Below are 17,392 nucleotides of genomic sequence, written 5' to 3'. Positions count from 1 at the left end.
CGGAACGCAGAACTATTTCCTTTTCCTCTTAGCAGTTTCCGTCCGATCAACTGACACAAATCCCGCGTATTGAGAAATATTCAACAGAATACCGACGGCGATCAGTGTAAAGATGATCGAACTTCCCCCGTACGAAATGAACGGCAGCGGAATCCCCTTCGCCGGAAGCATCGAGATCACGACCGATATGTTGAACAACGCCTGAACGGTCAGTCCGGTTATCAACCCGATGCCGAGCAACCTGCCGAAACGGTCCGGAGCCATCAGCGCCGCGCGGGTCCCGCGCCAAAGAAGCACCGCGAATGCGATGACGACGCCGAGCGTCCCGACCAATCCGAGTTCCTCGCCGACGACGGCGAAGATAAAATCCGAATACGGGTACGGCAGATAGAACAGTTTCTGCTGTCCCTTTGCAAAACCCTCGCCGAGCACGCCGCCGGAGCCGATAGCAAGCAGCGACTGGCAAACCTGATAACCGGCGTTGGCCGCGTTTTCCGCGCTGCACGGATCGAGAAACGCGATCAGGCGACGAACCCGAAACGGCGCGAAAACCAACATTCCGACGCCGATCGTGACAAGGATCGCAGCGACGCTGGCGAGATGGACGATTCGAGCGCCGGCCGCAAAATAAACCGTCGTGAAGATCGCGCACAAGACGATCGCGGTTCCGAGATCAGGCTCGAGCACAACCAGTCCGCCGAAAAACCCGAGCACCGCGAGGCACGGCAGAACGGTGGTTTTCAATTCGCCGACCGTTTTTTCGCGTTCCGTCAAGAACCAGGCGAAGAAGATCGGCAGCGCGATCTTTGCGATCTCCGACGGTTGGAACGACATTCCCGGAAGCCGGATCCAACGCTTTGCGCCGTTGATCGCCGGAAAAAAGAAAACCGAAATAAGCAGCAGAGCGGTGACGATCAAAGCCGCGGCAATGACGCTTTTGTTTCGGTAAAGCTTGTAGTCGACCCGACTGACGATCCACATACCGATCAGTCCAACGACGGTGAACGTGAACTGTTTGAAGAAATACTGAAACTGCGTCGGGCCTTCCGCATTGCCGCTCGTTTCCTTGAGCGAGATCATCGCCGACGCCGAATAGACCATCACCGCGCCGAACAGCGCGAGCGATGCGGCAATCGCAAACAAAGACCAGTCCATGCGCAGCTTTTTCGCCATTCCAATCTTGCGTCCTTAAACCGATCAGAGACTCAAACCGGACACTTCCGACTTGAAGACACGCCCTCTTTCCTCAAAACTTCCGAACATATCAAAGCTCGCACAGGCCGGAGCGAGCAACACCGAATCGCCAGATTCCGCGGCGTCAAAACCCTTTCGGACGGCATCGGCCATCGAACCCGCGCGGATGATCCCGACCGTCCCGGACAGTTGCGATTCGATATTGTCGGCGTCTTCGCCGATCAGCACCAACGCCCGGACGATCTTTTTGATAAGCGGCACGAGCGGCGCATACGGAGCGTTCTTTCCGCGTCCGCCGAGGATCAGAATCGTCTTTCCCGGTTCCTCACTGAGCGCTTCGAGGGCCTTGAGCGAAGCATCGACGCTCGTCGCTTTCGAATCGTTGTAAAACTTGACGCCGCCAATCTCGGCCACGAACTCGATTCGATGTTCGACGCCGCGGAATTCGCGAACGGTTTCACGCATAGACTCGGGGGACGCACCGGCCGCGAGTCCGGCGGCAAACGCCGCAAGGACATTCTCGACGTTGTGCAATCCGCGGACAAAGATCTCGTCGCGGGTCGTCAGCACCTTTTCTTTGCCGTCGGCGCGGCAAACGAGATCGCGGCCGCGAAGAAAAAGGCCCTCGTCGAGTTCGCGCTGAACCGAAAACATCGAAACATGCGCTTTCAGCCCGCTTGCCCAACTCGCCGTCGTTTCGTTGTCGGCGTTGAGAATCGCAACGTCTTCCGATGTCTGGTTCATAAACAGACGATGCTTGGCAGCCGCGTAATCGGCAAAAAAATCATAGCGGTCCATATGGTTCGGCGTGACGTTCGTCGCGACGGCGATCTCGGGACGGAAGTCGCGGATCGTCTCGAGCTGAAAACTCGACAATTCGACGACCGACCAGGTGTTCTCCATCGCCTTTTGCGTCAATTCGAGCAACGGGGTCCCGATATTGCCCCCGACGAGCGTTTCGAACCCGGCGTTTTTGAGCAACTCGCCGATCAGCGTTGTCGTCGTCGTTTTGCCGTTCGAACCGGTGATGCCGATGATCCGGCCCTTCAAAAATCTGTAGGCGAGCTCGACCTCGCCGATGACCTCGCCGTCCTTGCGTTCGACATAACGCGCCGGGATCGTGTTTGTCGGAATTCCAGGACTGATGACGACCATCTCGATCTGGTCGAGAAGCCACGACGGAATTTGCCCGTCAAGCAATCCGACGCCCGATGATTCCTTCAGCGACCGGGCCTCCGCGGCCCATTCCGCCAGCGGCTTGCGATCGTGAAGCGCGACCGTCGCGCCGTGGGCGGCGAGAAACCGCGCAGACGCAATGCCGGACTTTCCGGCGCCGAGAACGAGAGTTTTTTTACCGCTTAGTTCCACGTTTTGAGTCCCGTTTGGAGTCCCGCGTTCAGGCGGCCACTACTTTAACCAACGAACCGAATCTCGGAGCAGGCCGCCTGAAGGCGGAACTCCGAACCTAATCACCTGAGTTTCAACGTCGACAAACTGAACAACGCGAACAAGATCGCCGCGATGACGAAACGGAAAACGATCTTCGGCTCCTTCAACCCGGAGAGTTGGAAATGGTGATGCAGCGGCGCCTGCAGGAAAATTCGTTTCCCGGTTCCGGTCGTCTTTCGGGTGAACTTGAAATAGCCCACCTGGAGCATTACCGAGAGCGCTTCCATAATAAAAACGCCGCCGATGAAGATCAGCAGAAACTCCTGCTTCGTCAGGATCGCGACCGTTCCGAGCGCGCCCCCGATCGCCAGACTTCCGACGTCTCCCATAAAAACTTCGGCCGGCGGTGCGTTGTACCACAAGAATCCGAGGCTCGCGCCGACCATCGAACCGCAGAAGACCGTCAGTTCGGCCGCTTCGGGTTTATGCGTGATATCGAGATAAGCGGCCCAGCGACCGTCGCTCGTGACATAGGTCAGTGCCGTCAGCGCCGCCATTGCGATGAACGTCATACTCGCCGCGAGACCGTCCATCCCGTCCGTCAGATTAACCGCGTTGGAAGAGCCGAGAAGCACAAAAACGATGAAGAGCAGATAGCCCCACGGGCCGATCCAGGTGATCGCCTGACTGTACTCCGAGATCGCCGTCGATTTGAAAAACGGTATCGCCAGGTTCCAGGGATAATTCGCGACGAGATAAAGGCAACCCCAAACAACGCCCGCCGTCAGCAACTGGCCGGCGAGTTTCTCGCGCTCGGTCAATCCGAGACTGCGTTTCTTGACGATCTTGATATAGTCGTCCGCAAATCCGATGATCCCGAAAAGCATCGTTGCGCCGAGTGCGAGCCACAAATAGAGACTATCGAGCCGCGCCCAGAGAATAGTCGAGAGGAAGACCGATCCGAGGATCAGCACGCCGCCCATCGTCGGCGTTCCTTTTTTGGCCTGATGTTCAAACGAGAGTTCTTCGCGGATCTCCTGACCGATCTTGAGTTCCTCCAGTTTGCGTATAACGCGGCCGCCGAAGACGAGCGTGATTACAAGCGCCGTGATCGTCGCCCACGTCGTCCGGAAAGTGATGTACTGGAAAACGTTGAGGCCCTTGTAGAAGATCGACTCGCTCGCGGCGCCGTATTGTTTGAAGACCAGTTGGTATAAGAAGTAATAAAACACTTTTCTATTTGGACTTTGGACTCCGGAATCTTGGCTCAACCGTCAACCAACTCCGGATCCGGTCATTTGTTCTTTACGTTAAACTTCTCCAACAACTTCTCGATTATTCGTTCCGTTCGCACACCGCGCGAACCCTTCACGAGAATCAGATCGCCCGGTGCGACCATTTCCACAAAACTCTCCGCCGCGATGTGCGAGTTTTCGAAAAACCCGATCTCGCTGTGTCCGGCGCTCTCGGCGCCCCGAACCAGTTCGGCGGCAAAGCCCTCGACCCCGACAAGGACATCGATCCCGAGCGACGCGATCTCGACGCCGGTTTCAAAATGAATCTCCTCTGAATCGCCGCCGAGCTCGCGCATTTCGCCGGCAACGACGATCTTTCGAATCGCGCCCGTTCCGCCATCGACGATCGTCCGGATCATCGAAATCAATGCATCCGGATTCGAATTGTAGGTGTCATTGACGACCGTGAAACCCTCGACAAAATGGAGCACTTCGCCGCGTTGCGCCGGGGGCGCGACGGTTTCCAGACTCGCCGCGATCTCAACGGCGCTCATCCCGAACACGATGCCCGCGGCCGCGGCGGCGAGGGCATTCATTATATTGTGCTTTCCGTTGAGCGGAAAAAGGACTTCGGCCGCTCCCGCCGGGGTCACCAGGGTAAACTCGGTCTCGCCGAAGCGATCAAACCGGATATTTCGGGCCATCACGTCTGCCTCGCTGTCGATCCCGAAGGTCAACGTATTGCCTTTGCTCAGTTTACGCGATGCGATCACCCGGTGGTCGTCGGCGTTAAGGATCGCCGTACCGCCTTCCTTCATTCCCTCGACGATCTCCGCCTTGGCCTGCTGGATCCTCTCGATCGATCCGAGATGCTCGAGATGGACCGGCAAAACATTGAGTTTTATCGCGACGGTCGGCGGCGTGATCTCGCAAAGCCGGGCGATCTCCCGATTCGGGGTCGACATTCCCATCTCGAGAACGGCGACGTCGTAACTCGGATCCTTGACAAGATTGAGCACGGTGATCGGCAATCCGAGACCATTGTTGTAATTCTTTATGTTGCGAAGGACCTTGCGGCCCGAAGCGCTCAAGACGTGAGCGGTCAATTCTTTCGCCGTCGTCTTTCCGGCGCTTCCCGTGATCGCGACCACAGGTTTTCCCCATTCGAGGTAAACGTGATGCGCCAGGTTCTGAAAAGCGATGATGACGTCATCCGCGAAGAGCAGGCGGTCGCGGAACGGAGCGAGTTCCGCCTCGCGCTCGGCGTATCGGTCACGGCGCACGACGGCCGCGACCGCGCCGCGTTCGAGCGCCGAAACAACGTATTTCGTCGAATCCTCGAACTCGCCGTTGAAGCAATTGTCGCGGTATTCGGGCTGCGAAAGCGCGAAAAACACTTCTCCCGCCTGCACCTCGCGCGAGTCGATGACGAAAATGTCAACTCGCGCGCCGCGCAAGGCGGGATCAAGGGTCGAGGCGTCAGCGCCCATCAATTCTGCTGCTTTTTCGAGTTTCAAGTCTTTTTCTTTTGCTTGTCGTCCGAGGATTTGATCTTGCGCCCGTCCGTTGCGAGCGCCGCCGTTTTTGTGACCTTTACTGTGTCCTCCTTTTTGCCCGCAACCGTCTTTTCGTTGGAATCGCGCGACTTTCCATCCTTCGTCGACGGTTCGATCTCCGACGGGATCTCCGCTGCGGTGTAAACTCCGGGACGAATGTTCGCGTCCGGGGCGACATTGAGTTCGGGCAGAATCTGCTCGGCGATCTCCTGAAAGATCGGCGCCGCCACCTGTCCGCCGTCGCGCGCGCCGACCCGCGGTTCGTCGAGGACGACCGCAATGACAACGCCTGAGTTTTCAAAGGGTGCGAAACCGATAAACGACGAAACGTATTTGTCCTGATTTATCTTCTTCAGCTTCGCGTCATACTTCCAGGCGGTTCCCGTTTTGCCCGCAGACGTGTATCCGCTGAGTTGCGCGCGCTTTCCGGTTCCGGTCAATACAACCTGCCTCAGCATCTTCTTCAACACGCGCGCGGTTTCCGGCGTCACCACTTGCGTTTTGCTCACCTCGGCGGCCGGAACAACACTGCCGTCGGCCTGTTTGATTTCCTTGATTATGTGCGGCTGAACCCTGATTCCGTCGTTTGCTATCGTCGCAAAAGCCGTTGCCATTTGCAACACCGAAACCCCAATTTCATAGCCGATACTCATCGATGCGAGACTGTCGCCGTTCCACGTGTTCGGAGCCCGGAGAATACCGCCCGTCTCGGCTGGAAGTTCGACTCCGGACGGCACTCCGAAGCCGAATCTCTGCGCGTAAAAATGGAACTTGTCACGGCCGACCGCGGTCGCCGTTTTCATTGCGGCGATGTTGCTTGAAACGGCCATCGCGTCAACGTAATTGAGCCGCTGAACGCAGTGTTTGTCGACGATCTCGCGCCCCGGGATCTTGAGTGTGCCGTTGCCGCAGTCGACAATGCCGTCCGGGTTTATCGCGCCCTCGTTGATCCCGGCGCTATAGGTCACGAGCTTGAATACCGAACCCGGCGAATATGAATCGTGAACGGCGCGATTGACGAACTGTTCGTTGGTGAATTCGCGGAAGCGGTTCGGATCGAACGTCGGATAGTTCGCCATCGCGAGGATCTCGCCGTTGCGCGGGTCGAGAACGATCGCCATACCGGATTTCGCATTGGCGTTCCTGACTCCCTTTTCAAGAGCGAGCTCCGCCTTGTACTGGATCGAGTGGCTGAGTGTCAGATAGACATCTCGCGGCGGTTCGAGTCGTTCGGTTTCGGTCTCGCCGTAAACGCGCCCAAGCCGGTCGCGGTCCTTTGAGGTCTTGATGACCTCGCCGCGGAGAACCCTCTCCTGCGACTGCTCGATTCCCGCACTGCCGACATCCTCGGCGTTGCTGAAACCGAGAACCTGCGCCGCAAGGGTGTTATACGGATAACTTCGCTTTTGATCTTCCTGCCAATGGAGACCTTCGAACTTCGGCAGGTCGGACTTGCGGAGTTCTTTGTTCTCCAAGACCTGGTTGACGCGCTGAAATGCTTCGTCTTCCAGTTTCGGGGCGAGAACGACGTACTTGCGTTTATTGCCGCGCGCATCCTTGAGTTTCTTGGCGATCTCCGACGGATTCGTTTTGAGGGCCTTCGCGATCTCGCGCGACGCGGCGTCAAGATCCGTTATTTCGTCCGGATTGGCGTATAGCGATTTGACCGGAACCGTCATCGCCAAAGCGCGGTTCGTGCGGTCGTAGATGGTTCCGCGGAGTTGTTTTTCCTTGACCGTTTCGCGACGTTGTCCGGTCGCGCGTCCGAGCAGTTCCTCGTGCTGATTGACCTGCAACTGCACAAGACGGACGCCGATCACGCCGATCCACAATCCGAAGAATCCGACGACGATCAGGAATCTGGTGACGATCGTCTGCATCGGATTCGAAGTCTTCTTTCGCTGTCCACGTCTGGGCATCTTTCTCACCTTTTATTTGCCGGTTTTTGATAACTTCCGTTCGCGCGCATCGATCGATGCGACGGACTCTTTCGACGTCTTGTCGACCCTTCTCTCGCGAGTTTCACCCATCCCCGCCGCGTTCGCCTGCTTCGTCCTTTCGACCGGTCTCGCGTCAACCGTCTTCAGCACCAGCGGATTCGATTCGGAAACGGTCCGGCTTCCCGGGTCTTCGGTCGACTGGATGTTAAGGGCCGTCATCTCGACCAATCCGAGCTTGCGGGCTGCCTTTTTTATCTCGGCCGGCGCAAGCGCGATCTCCTTGGCGAAGATCAGGCGGCGCTTTTCGGCTTCAAGCTCGCTCAACTGTTTCTTAAGGTCCGCGTTCCGAATGCAGTAATTGATCGAGGCGAAGTGTGTCTTTGCGGCCCAGAAAAGTCCGCCGACGATGACAACGCCGCACGCAAGCGTCGCAAAACAGTACTTCCAAGGGAGCGGATCGCTTTCGCGGCGAACGTTCTCGCGGTATGACTTTTTCGGTTGGGTTTTTTTTCTCACGCTCTTTTACTCCTTACAACTTCTTACAAACACGAAGCTTGGCGCTCCGCGCGCGAGGATTCTCGGCTATTTCGATCTCACCGGAAACAATCGGTTTCCGCGTCAGAATCTCCACTTTTCGTTCGGCGCCGCAAACACAATGCGGAAGGCGCGGCGGGCACGAACATCGTCCGGCAAACTTCTGAAAAGAGTGCTTGACGATCCTGTCTTCGAGCGAGTGGAACGTGATCACGGCCAATCGCCCTCCGGTTTTCAAAAGATCGATCGCGTCGGCGATAAAATCTTCAAGTATTTCAAGTTCCCCATTGACCGCGATCCGCAGCGCCTGAAATGTCCGCGTCGCCGGATGGATCTTGTCTTTCGGCCTTTTGCCGATCGCCTTTTCAACCGTTTCGGCGAGTTCGCGGGTCGTTCTCACCGGTTCGCCGATCTCGCGCTTCCAGACGATTCGCCGGGCGATCTTCCGCGAGGCGCGTTCCTCGCCAAGCCGGTAGATCAGGTCCGCGATCTCGGTCTCGTTGAGCCGTTCGAGCAGTTCGGCCGCCGTTTCGTCTTCCGAGTCCGGATCCATCCGCATATCGAGCGGCGCGTCGAAGCGAAAACTAAAGCCGCGTTCCGGACTGTCGAACTGCAGCGACGAAACCCCGAGATCGGCGACGATCCCATCAACTTTCTCCGGAACGACCTGTTTGATCCCGGCGAAATTCGCGTGAATGATCGTCAGGCGCTCCTTGTATTTCGCGAGCCGCGCGGTCGCGATCGCGATCGCCGCACGATCCTGATCGATCCCGATCACCCGCACGGTGTCGCCGGTTTCAAGGATCGCCAGCGTGTGGCCGCCAAGTCCGAGCGTCGCGTCGACGATCGTCTCGCCGGGCCGCGGCGCCAACCACTCAAGCGTTTCGCCGAGCAGGACCGAGACGTGCAGATTTTCGTTTTCTCCCGAAGGCATCTTCAAAGAACGTTCAGCGTTTTAGAGACACAAATCGACTGTTCAGTCAAAAACCGACTTCCCGGAAAATCCAATTAGTTTTGTTCGCTAGTTGCGCGGCTTTAAGGGTAGTTTGTACAATTGACCGTCCGTCTTTTTCATTACCGCGCAGCCCCTTTCTCTTTGGCTTGTAGTGCTTAATCGCTTAAGACACTGTTTTGTGGAAAACTGACCTGTCCAACGCTCTTTATTGGACTTCTTCAACTAAGTGTTAGGAGTTTAGCTCTAATTTTTGACTTCTGTCAAGCGGATTTTTAATCAAGTGTTTAATTTTTTGCGAAATCTTAAACGGTTTTCGGTTTAGAAACTTCGGCCTTCAGACCGACCGGATCCTGTACATACAAGCTATCCGCAAATCGGCTAATGATCGCACAAAATATGGTGGTTTCGACCAAAATTCAGGACTCGCGTTCGGGCGGTCGCTGACGCGGCTTTGTTTGCAAACTCCGCCATTTGCGCTAAAGTTTAGAATTCGCGAATCCAATGAGCGCATCGTTCTTACAGCTTTTGTTCTTCGGAATCATCGTCGCCGGGGCGAACGTCCTCGGCGGCCTGATCCTGTTTCCGTCCACCATCCACCGAAACTACAAGCGGTTCCTCAAATACATACTCGCGCTCAGCGCGGGTTTTATGCTCGCCCTGACGTTTCTCGAGATCCTGCCGAAGACCATCAAACTTTGGCAGACGCCGGAAAATCTCGCGCTTGCCGGCGAGGATCTGTATGTTCCGATGTTGTTATTGCTCGCCGGCTACTTGTTGACGCAATTTTTCGAGCATACGATCGCGCCGCATTTTCACCTCGGCGAAGAAGTTCACCAAACGGAACACATCAAGCCATCGTCGGCGTACACGGCGATCGGCGGCCTGATGATCCATACCTTTTTCGACGGCGTTTCGATCTCGGCCGCCGCGCTGCTCGATTACAAGGTCGGAATTCTGGTTTTCATCGCTGTGTTTCTTCACAAATTCCCTGAAGGATTTACGATCGGCTCGATGATGCTCGCTGCCGGCAAAGGCTTGCGCGAGGTCCTGATCACGACGTCGCTCGTCGGTCTGACGACCATCATCGGATTGCTTGCGTTCTATTTCATCGGCACGAACGTCGGCTTCTCGCTCGCCTACGCGCTGCCCCTGGCGTGCGGCGTAACGCTTTATGTCGCGGCCAGCGATCTGATTCCTGAAGTCAATCATCACGCCGGAAAACGGCCGCTCGTTTCGCTTTCTGTCTTCGCCGGCGTCGCCATCTTTTTCGCATTGCATTTCCTGCTTCATTCGCTGCTCGAAGGCTGATTTCCCGAACTTCGTCAAGCGTTCTTCGTATTCTCTCTCGGTTCTGTCAAAATGAATGTACAGATGAAAATAGTTCGCAGCGGTTCCCGGTATTTGGCGGCGTTTGCCCTTTTGATCGTCTGCGTCTCGTTTGCGTTCGCGCAGACGAACGAACCGCAGTCGCTCGACAAATCGCCGCTTCCGCAACCGACGGAGCCGGTCAACGATTTTGCGGGCGTCCTCGATGACGCGACGAAGCAGCGGTTGAATCAGAAGATCAAGGAATTCAAAGCGAAGACCAATCCGCCGGTCGTTCTTGCCGTCGCGATAGTCAAGACGACGGGCGGGCGGCCGATCGAAGAATACTCGCTCGCCGTTTACCGCGGATGGAAGATCGGCACGATGACCGACGACAATCCCGGCGCGTTGCTTTTCATCGCCGTCGACGATCGGCGCTATTTTACCCAGGTCGGCCGCGACCTTGAGGATGAACTACCCGACGGCGTCGCTGGCCAACTGCAGCGTCAATATCTCGTTCCGGCGCTAAAGCAGGGCGACTACAACAAAGGCGTGAGTGATACGATCGACGCGTTTATGCGCACGATCGAGCAAAAAACGGGAACGGTCACGCCAAAACAGGAACCGGGCAAAGAGAAATCGCAGGTGGCGGGGGTCTCTTTCAAATCTGTCGTCTGTTGTCTCGTCGTGCTCGCGATCATCTTGTTCATAATCTTCAGCCGCAGATCGGGTTCGGGCGGCAAGAACCGCAACGACCGCGACAGGTGGGGCGGCGGCGGCAGTTCAGGCGGTGGCTGGATCTTCTTGCCCGGCGGAGGCTTCGGCGGCGGATCGTCATCGTCTTCGAGCTGGGGCGGGTCAAGCGACTGGGGCGGCGGCGGCTCGAGCGATTGGGGCGGCTTCGGCGGCGGCGGTGACGCCGGCGGCGGCGGCGCTGGAGGGGATTGGTGATTTCGGATTTGGGATTTCGGATTTGGGATTTGGGATATTTGGGATTTGGGATTTCGGATTTGGGATTTGGGATATTTGGGATTTCAGAGATTCCAGATTCCAAATTCCAGATTCCATTGAATCTGGAAGATGTTGGAATCCGGAATCTCTGGAATCTGGAATTCCTGGGATCTGGAATCCGTGGAATCTGGAATTCCTGGAATCCGGAATTCCTGGAATCCGGAATTCCTGGAATCCGGAATCCGTGGAATCTGGAATCCGTGGAATCTGGAATCCGTGGAATCTGGAATCCGTGGAATCTGGAATCCGTGGAATCTGGAATCCGTGGAATCCGGAATCCGTGGAATCTGGAATCCGTGGAATCCGGAATCCGTGGAATCTGGAATCCGTGGAATCTGGAATCCGTGGAATCTGGAATCCGTGGAATCTGGAATCCGTGAAATCTGGAATTCCTGGAATCTGGAATCCGTGGAATCTGGAATCCGTGGAATCTGGAATCCGTGGAATCCGGAATTCCTGGAATCTGGAATCCGTGGAATTTGGAATCCGTGAAATCTGGAATTCCTGGAATCTGGAATCCGTGGAATCTGGAATCCGTGGAATCCGGAATCCGTGGAATCTGAAATGTTTGGAATCTGGAATCCTTGAAATTCCGAGATTCGATTTACGATTATGGACAATCAACTCAGAGCCTTTCTCGATGACTTGAAGTCGACGCACGGCGGGAATCTGGTGTCGGTCGTGCTTTACGGCTCGGCGGCGGCCGGGGATTTTGTGCCGCGGGCTTCGGATTACAACCTGCTCGTCGCACTGGAAAAGATAACGCCGCTCGAACTTCGCAACGCCAACGCGTGCACGCGCGAATGGGCGCGGCTCGGCCATCCGGTTCCGGTCTATTTCACCGTTGACGAACTCAAAACGGCGGCCGACGTTTTTCCGATCGAGTTTCATCAGATGGAACGCGCGCGACGAGTCCTTTATGGCACCGACGTCCTGGCCGACCTGAAGATCTCGGACGATTTTCTGAGGCACCAGACCGAGTACGAGTTGCGCAGCCGCCTGATACAGCTTCGCCGAAGCTATATTCCGGCATCGCAATCGGTCAACGGACTCGTCAATCTGATGGCCGAAAGCCTGACTAGTTTTGCGGCGCTGTTTCGGGCTCTGCTTTTGCTGAAGAAGATCGAACCGCCGACAGACAAGCATTCGATCATCGCGCGGACCGTTCTCGAGCTCGAATTGGACGGAAAACCGTTTGAAAAGATCTTCAATATTCGGGAAAATAACTTCGAAAAGAATTTGACGGAGGTTTCGGCGAACGAGCTTTTCGCCGAATATATGGAACAGATCGAACGGGCAATCGCCGCGGTCGATCGGATGAGGGATTCGTAAATTGTTGATAGTTAATGGTTAATCGTTTTTCAGCCCCGATTTTCAGGAAAGCTCGATTAACTTGTTAACGATTAACGGCTAACAATTGACTATTTATGAGGAGACAAATGAAAAAAGCAGTATTACTAACCATCGCCTTGTTTTTCGCGTTCGGGCTTTCCGGATGCAGTTACAACGATCTGACGGCCAAACAGCAAAAGGTGAAAAGCAGTTGGTCAAACGTTGAAAGCAGCCTTCAGCGCCGCGCCGATCTGATCCCGAATCTGGTGGAAGCCGCAAAAATGGCGGGAATTCAGGAACAGGAAGTCTTCGGCAAGATCGCCGACGCGCGCTCAACTCTGCTCAGCGCGCAGGGCGCGACGCCGCTCGGAACCGAGGGAGACAAGTCGCCCGAACAGCGCAAAGCGGTCATCGAAGCGAACAGCGGGTTAAGTTCCGCGCTCGGGCGACTGCTCATGTTGCAGGAAAACTATCCGCAATTGACTTCGAACGAGTCGTTTTTAAAACTTCAGGATGAGCTTGCCGGAACCGAGAACCGGATCAACGTTTCGCGCATCGATTATACGAGAGCCGTCGAGGACTACAATACCTTGCGCAATTCGTTCCCAAGCGTCCTGACCGCGAGTTTGATGGGCTTTAAGGAAGAACCGTACTTCAAGGCCGACGAGGGCGCAAAGACGGTTCCGAAGATCGACGCCGAATCGTTGCGCAAGAAGGACGAACCGAAGACGAATACCGCGCCGGCGACGAACACGGCCAACACAACTCCGGCTGCCAACACGGCGCCCTCGGCCAACACCAATAAATAGTCGGATCTGAATGCGATAAAAAGGCGTGATTTCGGGATTTTTCCGAGATCACGCCGTTTTTGTTGAGGAGAAATCCAAAATCAGAAATCAGAAATCAGAAATCCAAAATCTAAAACCCTCTGCTGCTGCACATCGAGCAGTTGTCGCACGGCTTTCCGGCGGGCTCATACGGGCATTCCTTTTGATTGTTCAGGCGGTCGAGGATGACGTCTGCAATTTCGCCAAGGCTCGTGAAGCGTTGCAGTGCCGGATGTTCCAACTTTCGATTCTCGATCTGCGGACGAGAATCCGACGATTCCAGCTTCGACTCGAGCCGGTCGAGGCGCTGATTGAGTTTTTCGATGGTCAGGCGCAAATCATCGCCGCCCTCCGCGCGCGATTCGGCTTTCAGCAGCGCGGCGATCTGTTCGGCGAGATTGTTTGCAGTTTTGTCGTTCAATTGCTTGTCCACGTCGGCGATCAACCAACCACCGGCGGCGGCGACAGTTTTACTTCTTCATTCGGCAAAAGATCGACATAATCGACGACCCCGACAATTGCCGAATCGATCGCGGCACCGGCTTTGCCCGTTGCGGCCGTCGAAGCCGACCATCCTTCCTGAGCGATGACGACGATGTCGCCCTCACCCGAGTTCACCGAATCAAGCGCGAGGCAGGTGTAATCCATATCGTCGCCTTCCGGGGTGATCTGGCGGCACAACATAATCCGCGTGCCTTCGTAGCGCTGATTCTTTTGCGTCGCGACGACGTTTCCTATGACACGAGCCAGTAACATTTGCGATTTGCGATTTGCGATTTGCGATTTGCGATTTGCGATTTGCGATTTGCGATTTGGGATTCAGGAAGTGCAAATCCACCCGATCTTCCCAATCATTGAGGCTTCCCTTTTGCCCTTTTTACTTTTGCCTTTTTACTTTTGCCTTTTTACTTTTGCCTTTTTACTTTTGCCTTTTTACTTTTGCCTTTTTACTTTTGCCTTTTTACTTTTGCCTTTTTACTTTTGCCTTTTTACTTTTGCCTTTTTACTTTTCCCTTTTTGCTTTTCCCTTTTACCCGACATTGTTCACATGTGCGTCGGAATCGACGATCCCGACGATCGTGCAATCGGTCGGCGTTTCGTCGCGTTTGAACGGGAAACTCGCCTCCTTTCCGCGGCACCAAAAAACCAGTTCGCCGACGCCGGCGCCGACCGCATCGAGCGCGACCATCGGCTTCCCTTTCGGCTCCAAATCCGCGTCGAGCGTCTGGACGATCAAAAACTTCCGACCGTGAAGCGATTCGTTCTTCACGGTCGAGACAACGGTTCCGATGACGCGCGCGAGCTGCATTTCTTGATTATGGATTTCGGATTTTGGATTTTGGATTCGAACGAGGCGGCCGTTCTATCGGCGCCCCAATCCAAAATCTAAAATCCAAAATCCAAAATCAACTGACGTCGATCTCGTCGATCACGCCGATTATCGCCGAATCGACCGGGCAGTCCTTGTTGCCTTCGGCCATACGCGCCGACGACCCGCCGACGACGATCACTTTTTCGTGAAATCCGGCGCCGACCGTATCGACCGCGACGATGTAACCGCTCTGGTCCGTACCGTCGAGATTGATCGGCTTGACGATGAGCAGTTTCTTGCCGTGCAGACGTTCGTCCTTATGGGTCGAAACGACAGTGCCTAAGATGCGTGCGATGATCATTTTTCAGTGGTCAGCGATCAGTGGTCAGTTAACAGCCAATTCCGACTGCTGGCTGATAACTGCTCACTGCTGACTATTTAAGAACTACCGGCAAACGTTCGTCGACGCTCGAGTGCGGGCGCGGGATGACGTGAACCGAAACCAGTTCACCAACGCGTCTCGCGGCGGCGGCTCCGGCATCGGTTGCCGCTTTGACCGCAGCGACATCGCCACGGACGATCGCCGTCACGAATCCGGCGCCGATCTTCTCGTATCCGACAAGCTGGACGTTCGCCGCCTTGACCATCGCGTCGGCCGCCTCGATCGTCGCGACAAGCCCTTTTGTTTCAACCATTCCCAATGCTTCTTGCATTCAGTTTCTCCTGCTGACTAATAATTGCGAAAAGAATGTAAATTCTACCCTACATTTGCCGCCTGTGCCAAAAGTTCGATCAGTTCTTCGCGGCTCAGGCTGATCTTTCGCCCGCCGTCGGCCGCGTGAACGTCGCACGAGATCCCGGATCCTTCGAGATAGCCGCAGGCCTGACAACGCGCCGTCGCGGTCAGATAACCTGCCTTTTCGCGGATGTTGATCAGTTTCGATATCGCGTCTTTCGGCAGATCGTTGGCGCCGCCGAGAGCGCGGGCGAGAATCGCGATCTTTGCCGTATGCTCGAGCGTTTCGAGCCGGTCGAACGCTTGCCAGAGGTCCGCGCCGTACGCGACCGCGCCGTGGTTCGCCATCAAAAGCGCATTGTGATGCTCGACGTAAGGCTTCATTGCATCGGTCAGTTCATCGGTTGACGGCGTCCCGTAGTCGGTCAGCGGCACGCAGCCGAGCGTCAGGATGACTTCCGAGAGAATCGGCGCGTCGATCGCGAGTCCGGCGACGGCGAACGCGGTTCCGTGCGGCGGATGCGCGTGGCAAACGGCCTTGATATCTGGCCGCATCTTGTAGATCAGAAGATGCATCGCCAACTCCGACGAAGCTTTTCGATCGTTCAGTGCTTTGCCGTCGATATCGGTGATCGCCAAACAATCTTCCGTCATACGCCCCTTGGAGGTCATTGTCGGCGTCGCAAGAACACGATCTTCATCGAGACGAATGCTCACGTTGCCGTCGGACGATACGACGTAACTTCTTTCGTAAAGCAACTTACCAACTTCTATGATTAACTTTCGGGCCGCTGATTCTTCCATATCGGTCGTTTTCGAAGTTTAACCGAAATCGCCCCCAATCGAAAACTAGCCGGACTCTTTTCGAACGCAAAAAAACGCTAAATCATACGAATTTTCATTCGTATGATTTCGCGGTCTTTTCGCGGTTGGCTGAATTGTCTAACGGTTCGAACGCGAGCGCGGAACCGAATCCATCGGCATCGTCTCGACCGGCGGAACGTCGAGCTTCAGTTGTTCGACGCGGTTTCTAAGTTCGAAATTCTCTCGGCGAAGTTGCTCGTTCTCAACATTCATCCGCTTCTTGCAGTGGTTTCGTTTATGCGAACCGTGACGCTCGAAACGAGAAAAACCAACTGAAACAAAAAAACTCGCAACAAAAAGCCCGATGGCAAAGGCGACGAAAAACGGCAAAAATCTCTTAACAAAACCCATTTGTAACTCCCTTGAAAAAAAATCCCTCAAACAATTATTCGCGTCAGGCGCGCCGCAGGTTTCAGTTTTTCTTTCCGTTCGAAATTGGCTGCGCAAGAAAATACGATAGACTTTCCAACGAGATCGTCAGATCAACGGTCTTAAGTTTCACATTTTCCGGAACCTGCAACGGTACCGGCGCGAAGTTCATAATAGCTTTGATGCCTGAAACCGTAATTTGTTGCAAAACAGTCTGCGCAAATTCCGCCGGCACGGCAATCACCGCCACATCTATATTAAACTCTTCCGAGATTTCCGGAAAGTTTTTTATGTCAAAAACACTGACCTCGCCGATGCGTTCACCGATCTTCGCCGGATCCGAGTCAAACAGCGCCGCAACCGCGAAATTCGACTGCGCGAACCGATAATAATCCGCGAGCGCCGTGCCGAGCCTGCCTGCACCGATAATCGCAAGGGCGTGCGGCCGGTCGAGTCCGAGGATCTTCGTCAGTTGTTCACGAAGTTCATCGATGTTATAGCCTACGCCGCGGATACCGAAATCGCCGAAATACGCGAGGTCCTTGCGAATCTGAGCCGAGTTCAAGTGGAATTTCTTCGCGAGCCCTCAGACGAAACCGTCTTCTCCCCGTTCGCCGAAAGCTGGTTGAGACATCTAAGGTAAATGCTCAGCCGATTCGTGGTTAATTCTGAGATCTTTTCAACCTTCATTTGCATATGAAATTATAGCGACAAATTGTGAAAAGTTTAACTAGGTCAGTGCAAAGTGCAAAGTAGTGAATGGGCAAAAGCGAATAACTCCGCACTTTGCACTATGCACTATCCACTATGCACTATTAAGTTGCCGTTCCTTC

The 17,392-nt window shown here is 55.1% G+C and carries 21 protein-coding genes; 4 read left to right on the top strand and 17 right to left on the bottom strand.

Features of this window, described 5'->3' with window-relative positions:
- Positions 1–12: 12 nt before the first annotated feature.
- From ftsW to rsmH, 7 genes are all read right to left on the bottom strand, one after another.
- Positions 13–1,173, bottom strand: coding sequence for a putative lipid II flippase FtsW (gene ftsW / locus IPN69_15750; protein ID MBK8812164.1), 1,161 nt, complete (start codon positions 1,171–1,173; stop codon positions 13–15).
- 24 nt (positions 1,174–1,197) lie between these two features.
- Positions 1,198–2,562 (bottom strand): UDP-N-acetylmuramoyl-L-alanine--D-glutamate ligase, encoded by a 1,365-nt coding sequence (murD, locus tag IPN69_15745; GenBank protein MBK8812163.1) that lies wholly within the window; start codon positions 2,560–2,562, stop codon positions 1,198–1,200.
- Between the two features lie 101 nt (positions 2,563–2,663).
- Complete coding sequence (locus IPN69_15740) at positions 2,664–3,815, bottom strand: phospho-N-acetylmuramoyl-pentapeptide-transferase (protein MBK8812162.1); 1,152 nt, start codon at positions 3,813–3,815, stop codon at positions 2,664–2,666.
- Positions 3,816–3,877: 62 nt separating this feature from the next.
- The gene (gene murF, locus IPN69_15735) at positions 3,878–5,308 is read right to left on the bottom strand and encodes a UDP-N-acetylmuramoyl-tripeptide--D-alanyl-D-alanine ligase (protein ID MBK8812161.1); all 1,431 of its coding nucleotides are present in this window, start codon (positions 5,306–5,308) and stop codon (positions 3,878–3,880) included.
- Positions 5,309–5,331: 23 nt separating this feature from the next.
- A complete protein-coding gene (locus IPN69_15730) occupies positions 5,332–7,293 on the bottom strand; it encodes a penicillin-binding protein 2 (protein ID MBK8812160.1) in 1,962 nt (653 codons plus the stop codon).
- 12 nt (positions 7,294–7,305) lie between these two features.
- Positions 7,306–7,830: a hypothetical protein gene (locus IPN69_15725; protein MBK8812159.1), complete on the bottom strand. Its 525-nt coding sequence runs from the start codon at positions 7,828–7,830 to the stop codon at positions 7,306–7,308.
- 13 nt (positions 7,831–7,843) lie between these two features.
- Positions 7,844–8,782, bottom strand: a complete 939-nt coding sequence (gene rsmH, locus IPN69_15720) for a 16S rRNA (cytosine(1402)-N(4))-methyltransferase RsmH (GenBank protein MBK8812158.1) — start codon at positions 8,780–8,782, stop codon at positions 7,844–7,846.
- A gap of 522 nt (positions 8,783–9,304) precedes the next feature.
- On the opposite strand from rsmH, the gene IPN69_15715 reads away from it, so the two are divergent.
- Positions 9,305–10,111 carry a ZIP family metal transporter gene (locus tag IPN69_15715; protein MBK8812157.1) on the top strand — a complete coding sequence of 269 codons (807 nt, stop codon included), beginning with the start codon at positions 9,305–9,307 and terminating at the stop codon, positions 10,109–10,111.
- Between the two features lie 63 nt (positions 10,112–10,174).
- Positions 10,175–11,059, top strand: coding sequence for a TPM domain-containing protein (locus IPN69_15710; GenBank protein MBK8812156.1), 885 nt, complete (start codon positions 10,175–10,177; stop codon positions 11,057–11,059).
- Positions 11,060–11,142: 83 nt separating this feature from the next.
- Here the strand turns inward: IPN69_15710 and IPN69_15705 are convergent, their stop codons facing one another.
- Positions 11,143–11,739, bottom strand: coding sequence for a hypothetical protein (locus IPN69_15705; GenBank protein MBK8812155.1), 597 nt, complete (start codon positions 11,737–11,739; stop codon positions 11,143–11,145).
- Between IPN69_15705 and IPN69_15700 the strand changes: the two genes are divergently transcribed.
- Both IPN69_15700 and IPN69_15695 read left to right on the top strand, forming a co-directional pair.
- Entirely contained in the window at positions 11,732–12,451 is a 720-nt protein-coding gene (locus IPN69_15700) for a nucleotidyltransferase domain-containing protein (protein ID MBK8812154.1), read from the top strand. The two genes, IPN69_15705 and IPN69_15700, sit on opposite strands and share 8 nt — an antisense overlap.
- 107 nt (positions 12,452–12,558) lie before the next feature.
- Positions 12,559–13,260, top strand: coding sequence for a LemA family protein (locus IPN69_15695; GenBank protein ID MBK8812153.1), 702 nt, complete (start codon positions 12,559–12,561; stop codon positions 13,258–13,260).
- A gap of 109 nt (positions 13,261–13,369) precedes the next feature.
- On the opposite strand, the gene IPN69_15690 is transcribed toward IPN69_15695, so the two are convergent.
- The 9 genes from IPN69_15690 to IPN69_15650 all read right to left on the bottom strand — a co-directional run bounded on the left by IPN69_15690 (position 13,370) and on the right by IPN69_15650 (position 17,249).
- Positions 13,370–13,699 carry a hypothetical protein gene (locus tag IPN69_15690; GenBank protein MBK8812152.1) on the bottom strand — a complete coding sequence of 110 codons (330 nt, stop codon included), beginning with the start codon at positions 13,697–13,699 and terminating at the stop codon, positions 13,370–13,372.
- A gap of 20 nt (positions 13,700–13,719) precedes the next feature.
- Complete coding sequence (locus IPN69_15685; protein MBK8812151.1) at positions 13,720–14,034, bottom strand: EutN/CcmL family microcompartment protein; 315 nt, start codon at positions 14,032–14,034, stop codon at positions 13,720–13,722.
- A 274-nt stretch (positions 14,035–14,308) separates the two neighbouring features.
- Positions 14,309–14,587 (bottom strand): EutN/CcmL family microcompartment protein, encoded by a 279-nt coding sequence (locus tag IPN69_15680; GenBank protein MBK8812150.1) that lies wholly within the window; start codon positions 14,585–14,587, stop codon positions 14,309–14,311.
- Between the two features lie 97 nt (positions 14,588–14,684).
- Positions 14,685–14,951, bottom strand: a complete 267-nt coding sequence (locus IPN69_15675) for a EutN/CcmL family microcompartment protein (protein ID MBK8812149.1) — start codon at positions 14,949–14,951, stop codon at positions 14,685–14,687.
- A 73-nt stretch (positions 14,952–15,024) separates the two neighbouring features.
- Positions 15,025–15,303 (bottom strand): ethanolamine utilization microcompartment protein EutM, encoded by a 279-nt coding sequence (gene eutM / locus IPN69_15670; GenBank protein MBK8812148.1) that lies wholly within the window; start codon positions 15,301–15,303, stop codon positions 15,025–15,027.
- Positions 15,304–15,347: 44 nt separating this feature from the next.
- Positions 15,348–16,130: a class II aldolase/adducin family protein gene (locus IPN69_15665; GenBank protein MBK8812147.1), complete on the bottom strand. Its 783-nt coding sequence runs from the start codon at positions 16,128–16,130 to the stop codon at positions 15,348–15,350.
- A 138-nt stretch (positions 16,131–16,268) separates the two neighbouring features.
- Positions 16,269–16,541 (bottom strand): hypothetical protein, encoded by a 273-nt coding sequence (locus tag IPN69_15660; protein ID MBK8812146.1) that lies wholly within the window; start codon positions 16,539–16,541, stop codon positions 16,269–16,271.
- Between the two features lie 61 nt (positions 16,542–16,602).
- Positions 16,603–17,124, bottom strand: a complete 522-nt coding sequence (locus IPN69_15655; protein ID MBK8812145.1) for a redox-sensing transcriptional repressor Rex — start codon at positions 17,122–17,124, stop codon at positions 16,603–16,605.
- On the bottom strand, positions 17,121–17,249 hold the full coding sequence (locus tag IPN69_15650; protein MBK8812144.1) for a hypothetical protein: 129 nt from the start codon (positions 17,247–17,249) through the stop codon (positions 17,121–17,123). Before IPN69_15650 ends, IPN69_15655 begins: the two co-directional genes overlap by 4 nt.
- Between the last annotated feature and the right edge of the window lie 143 nt (positions 17,250–17,392).

Source organism: Acidobacteriota bacterium (assembly GCA_016715115.1).
Lineage (GTDB): Bacteria > Acidobacteriota > Blastocatellia > Pyrinomonadales > Pyrinomonadaceae > JAFDVJ01.
This window is presented reverse-complemented; position numbering and strand designations above follow the sequence as displayed.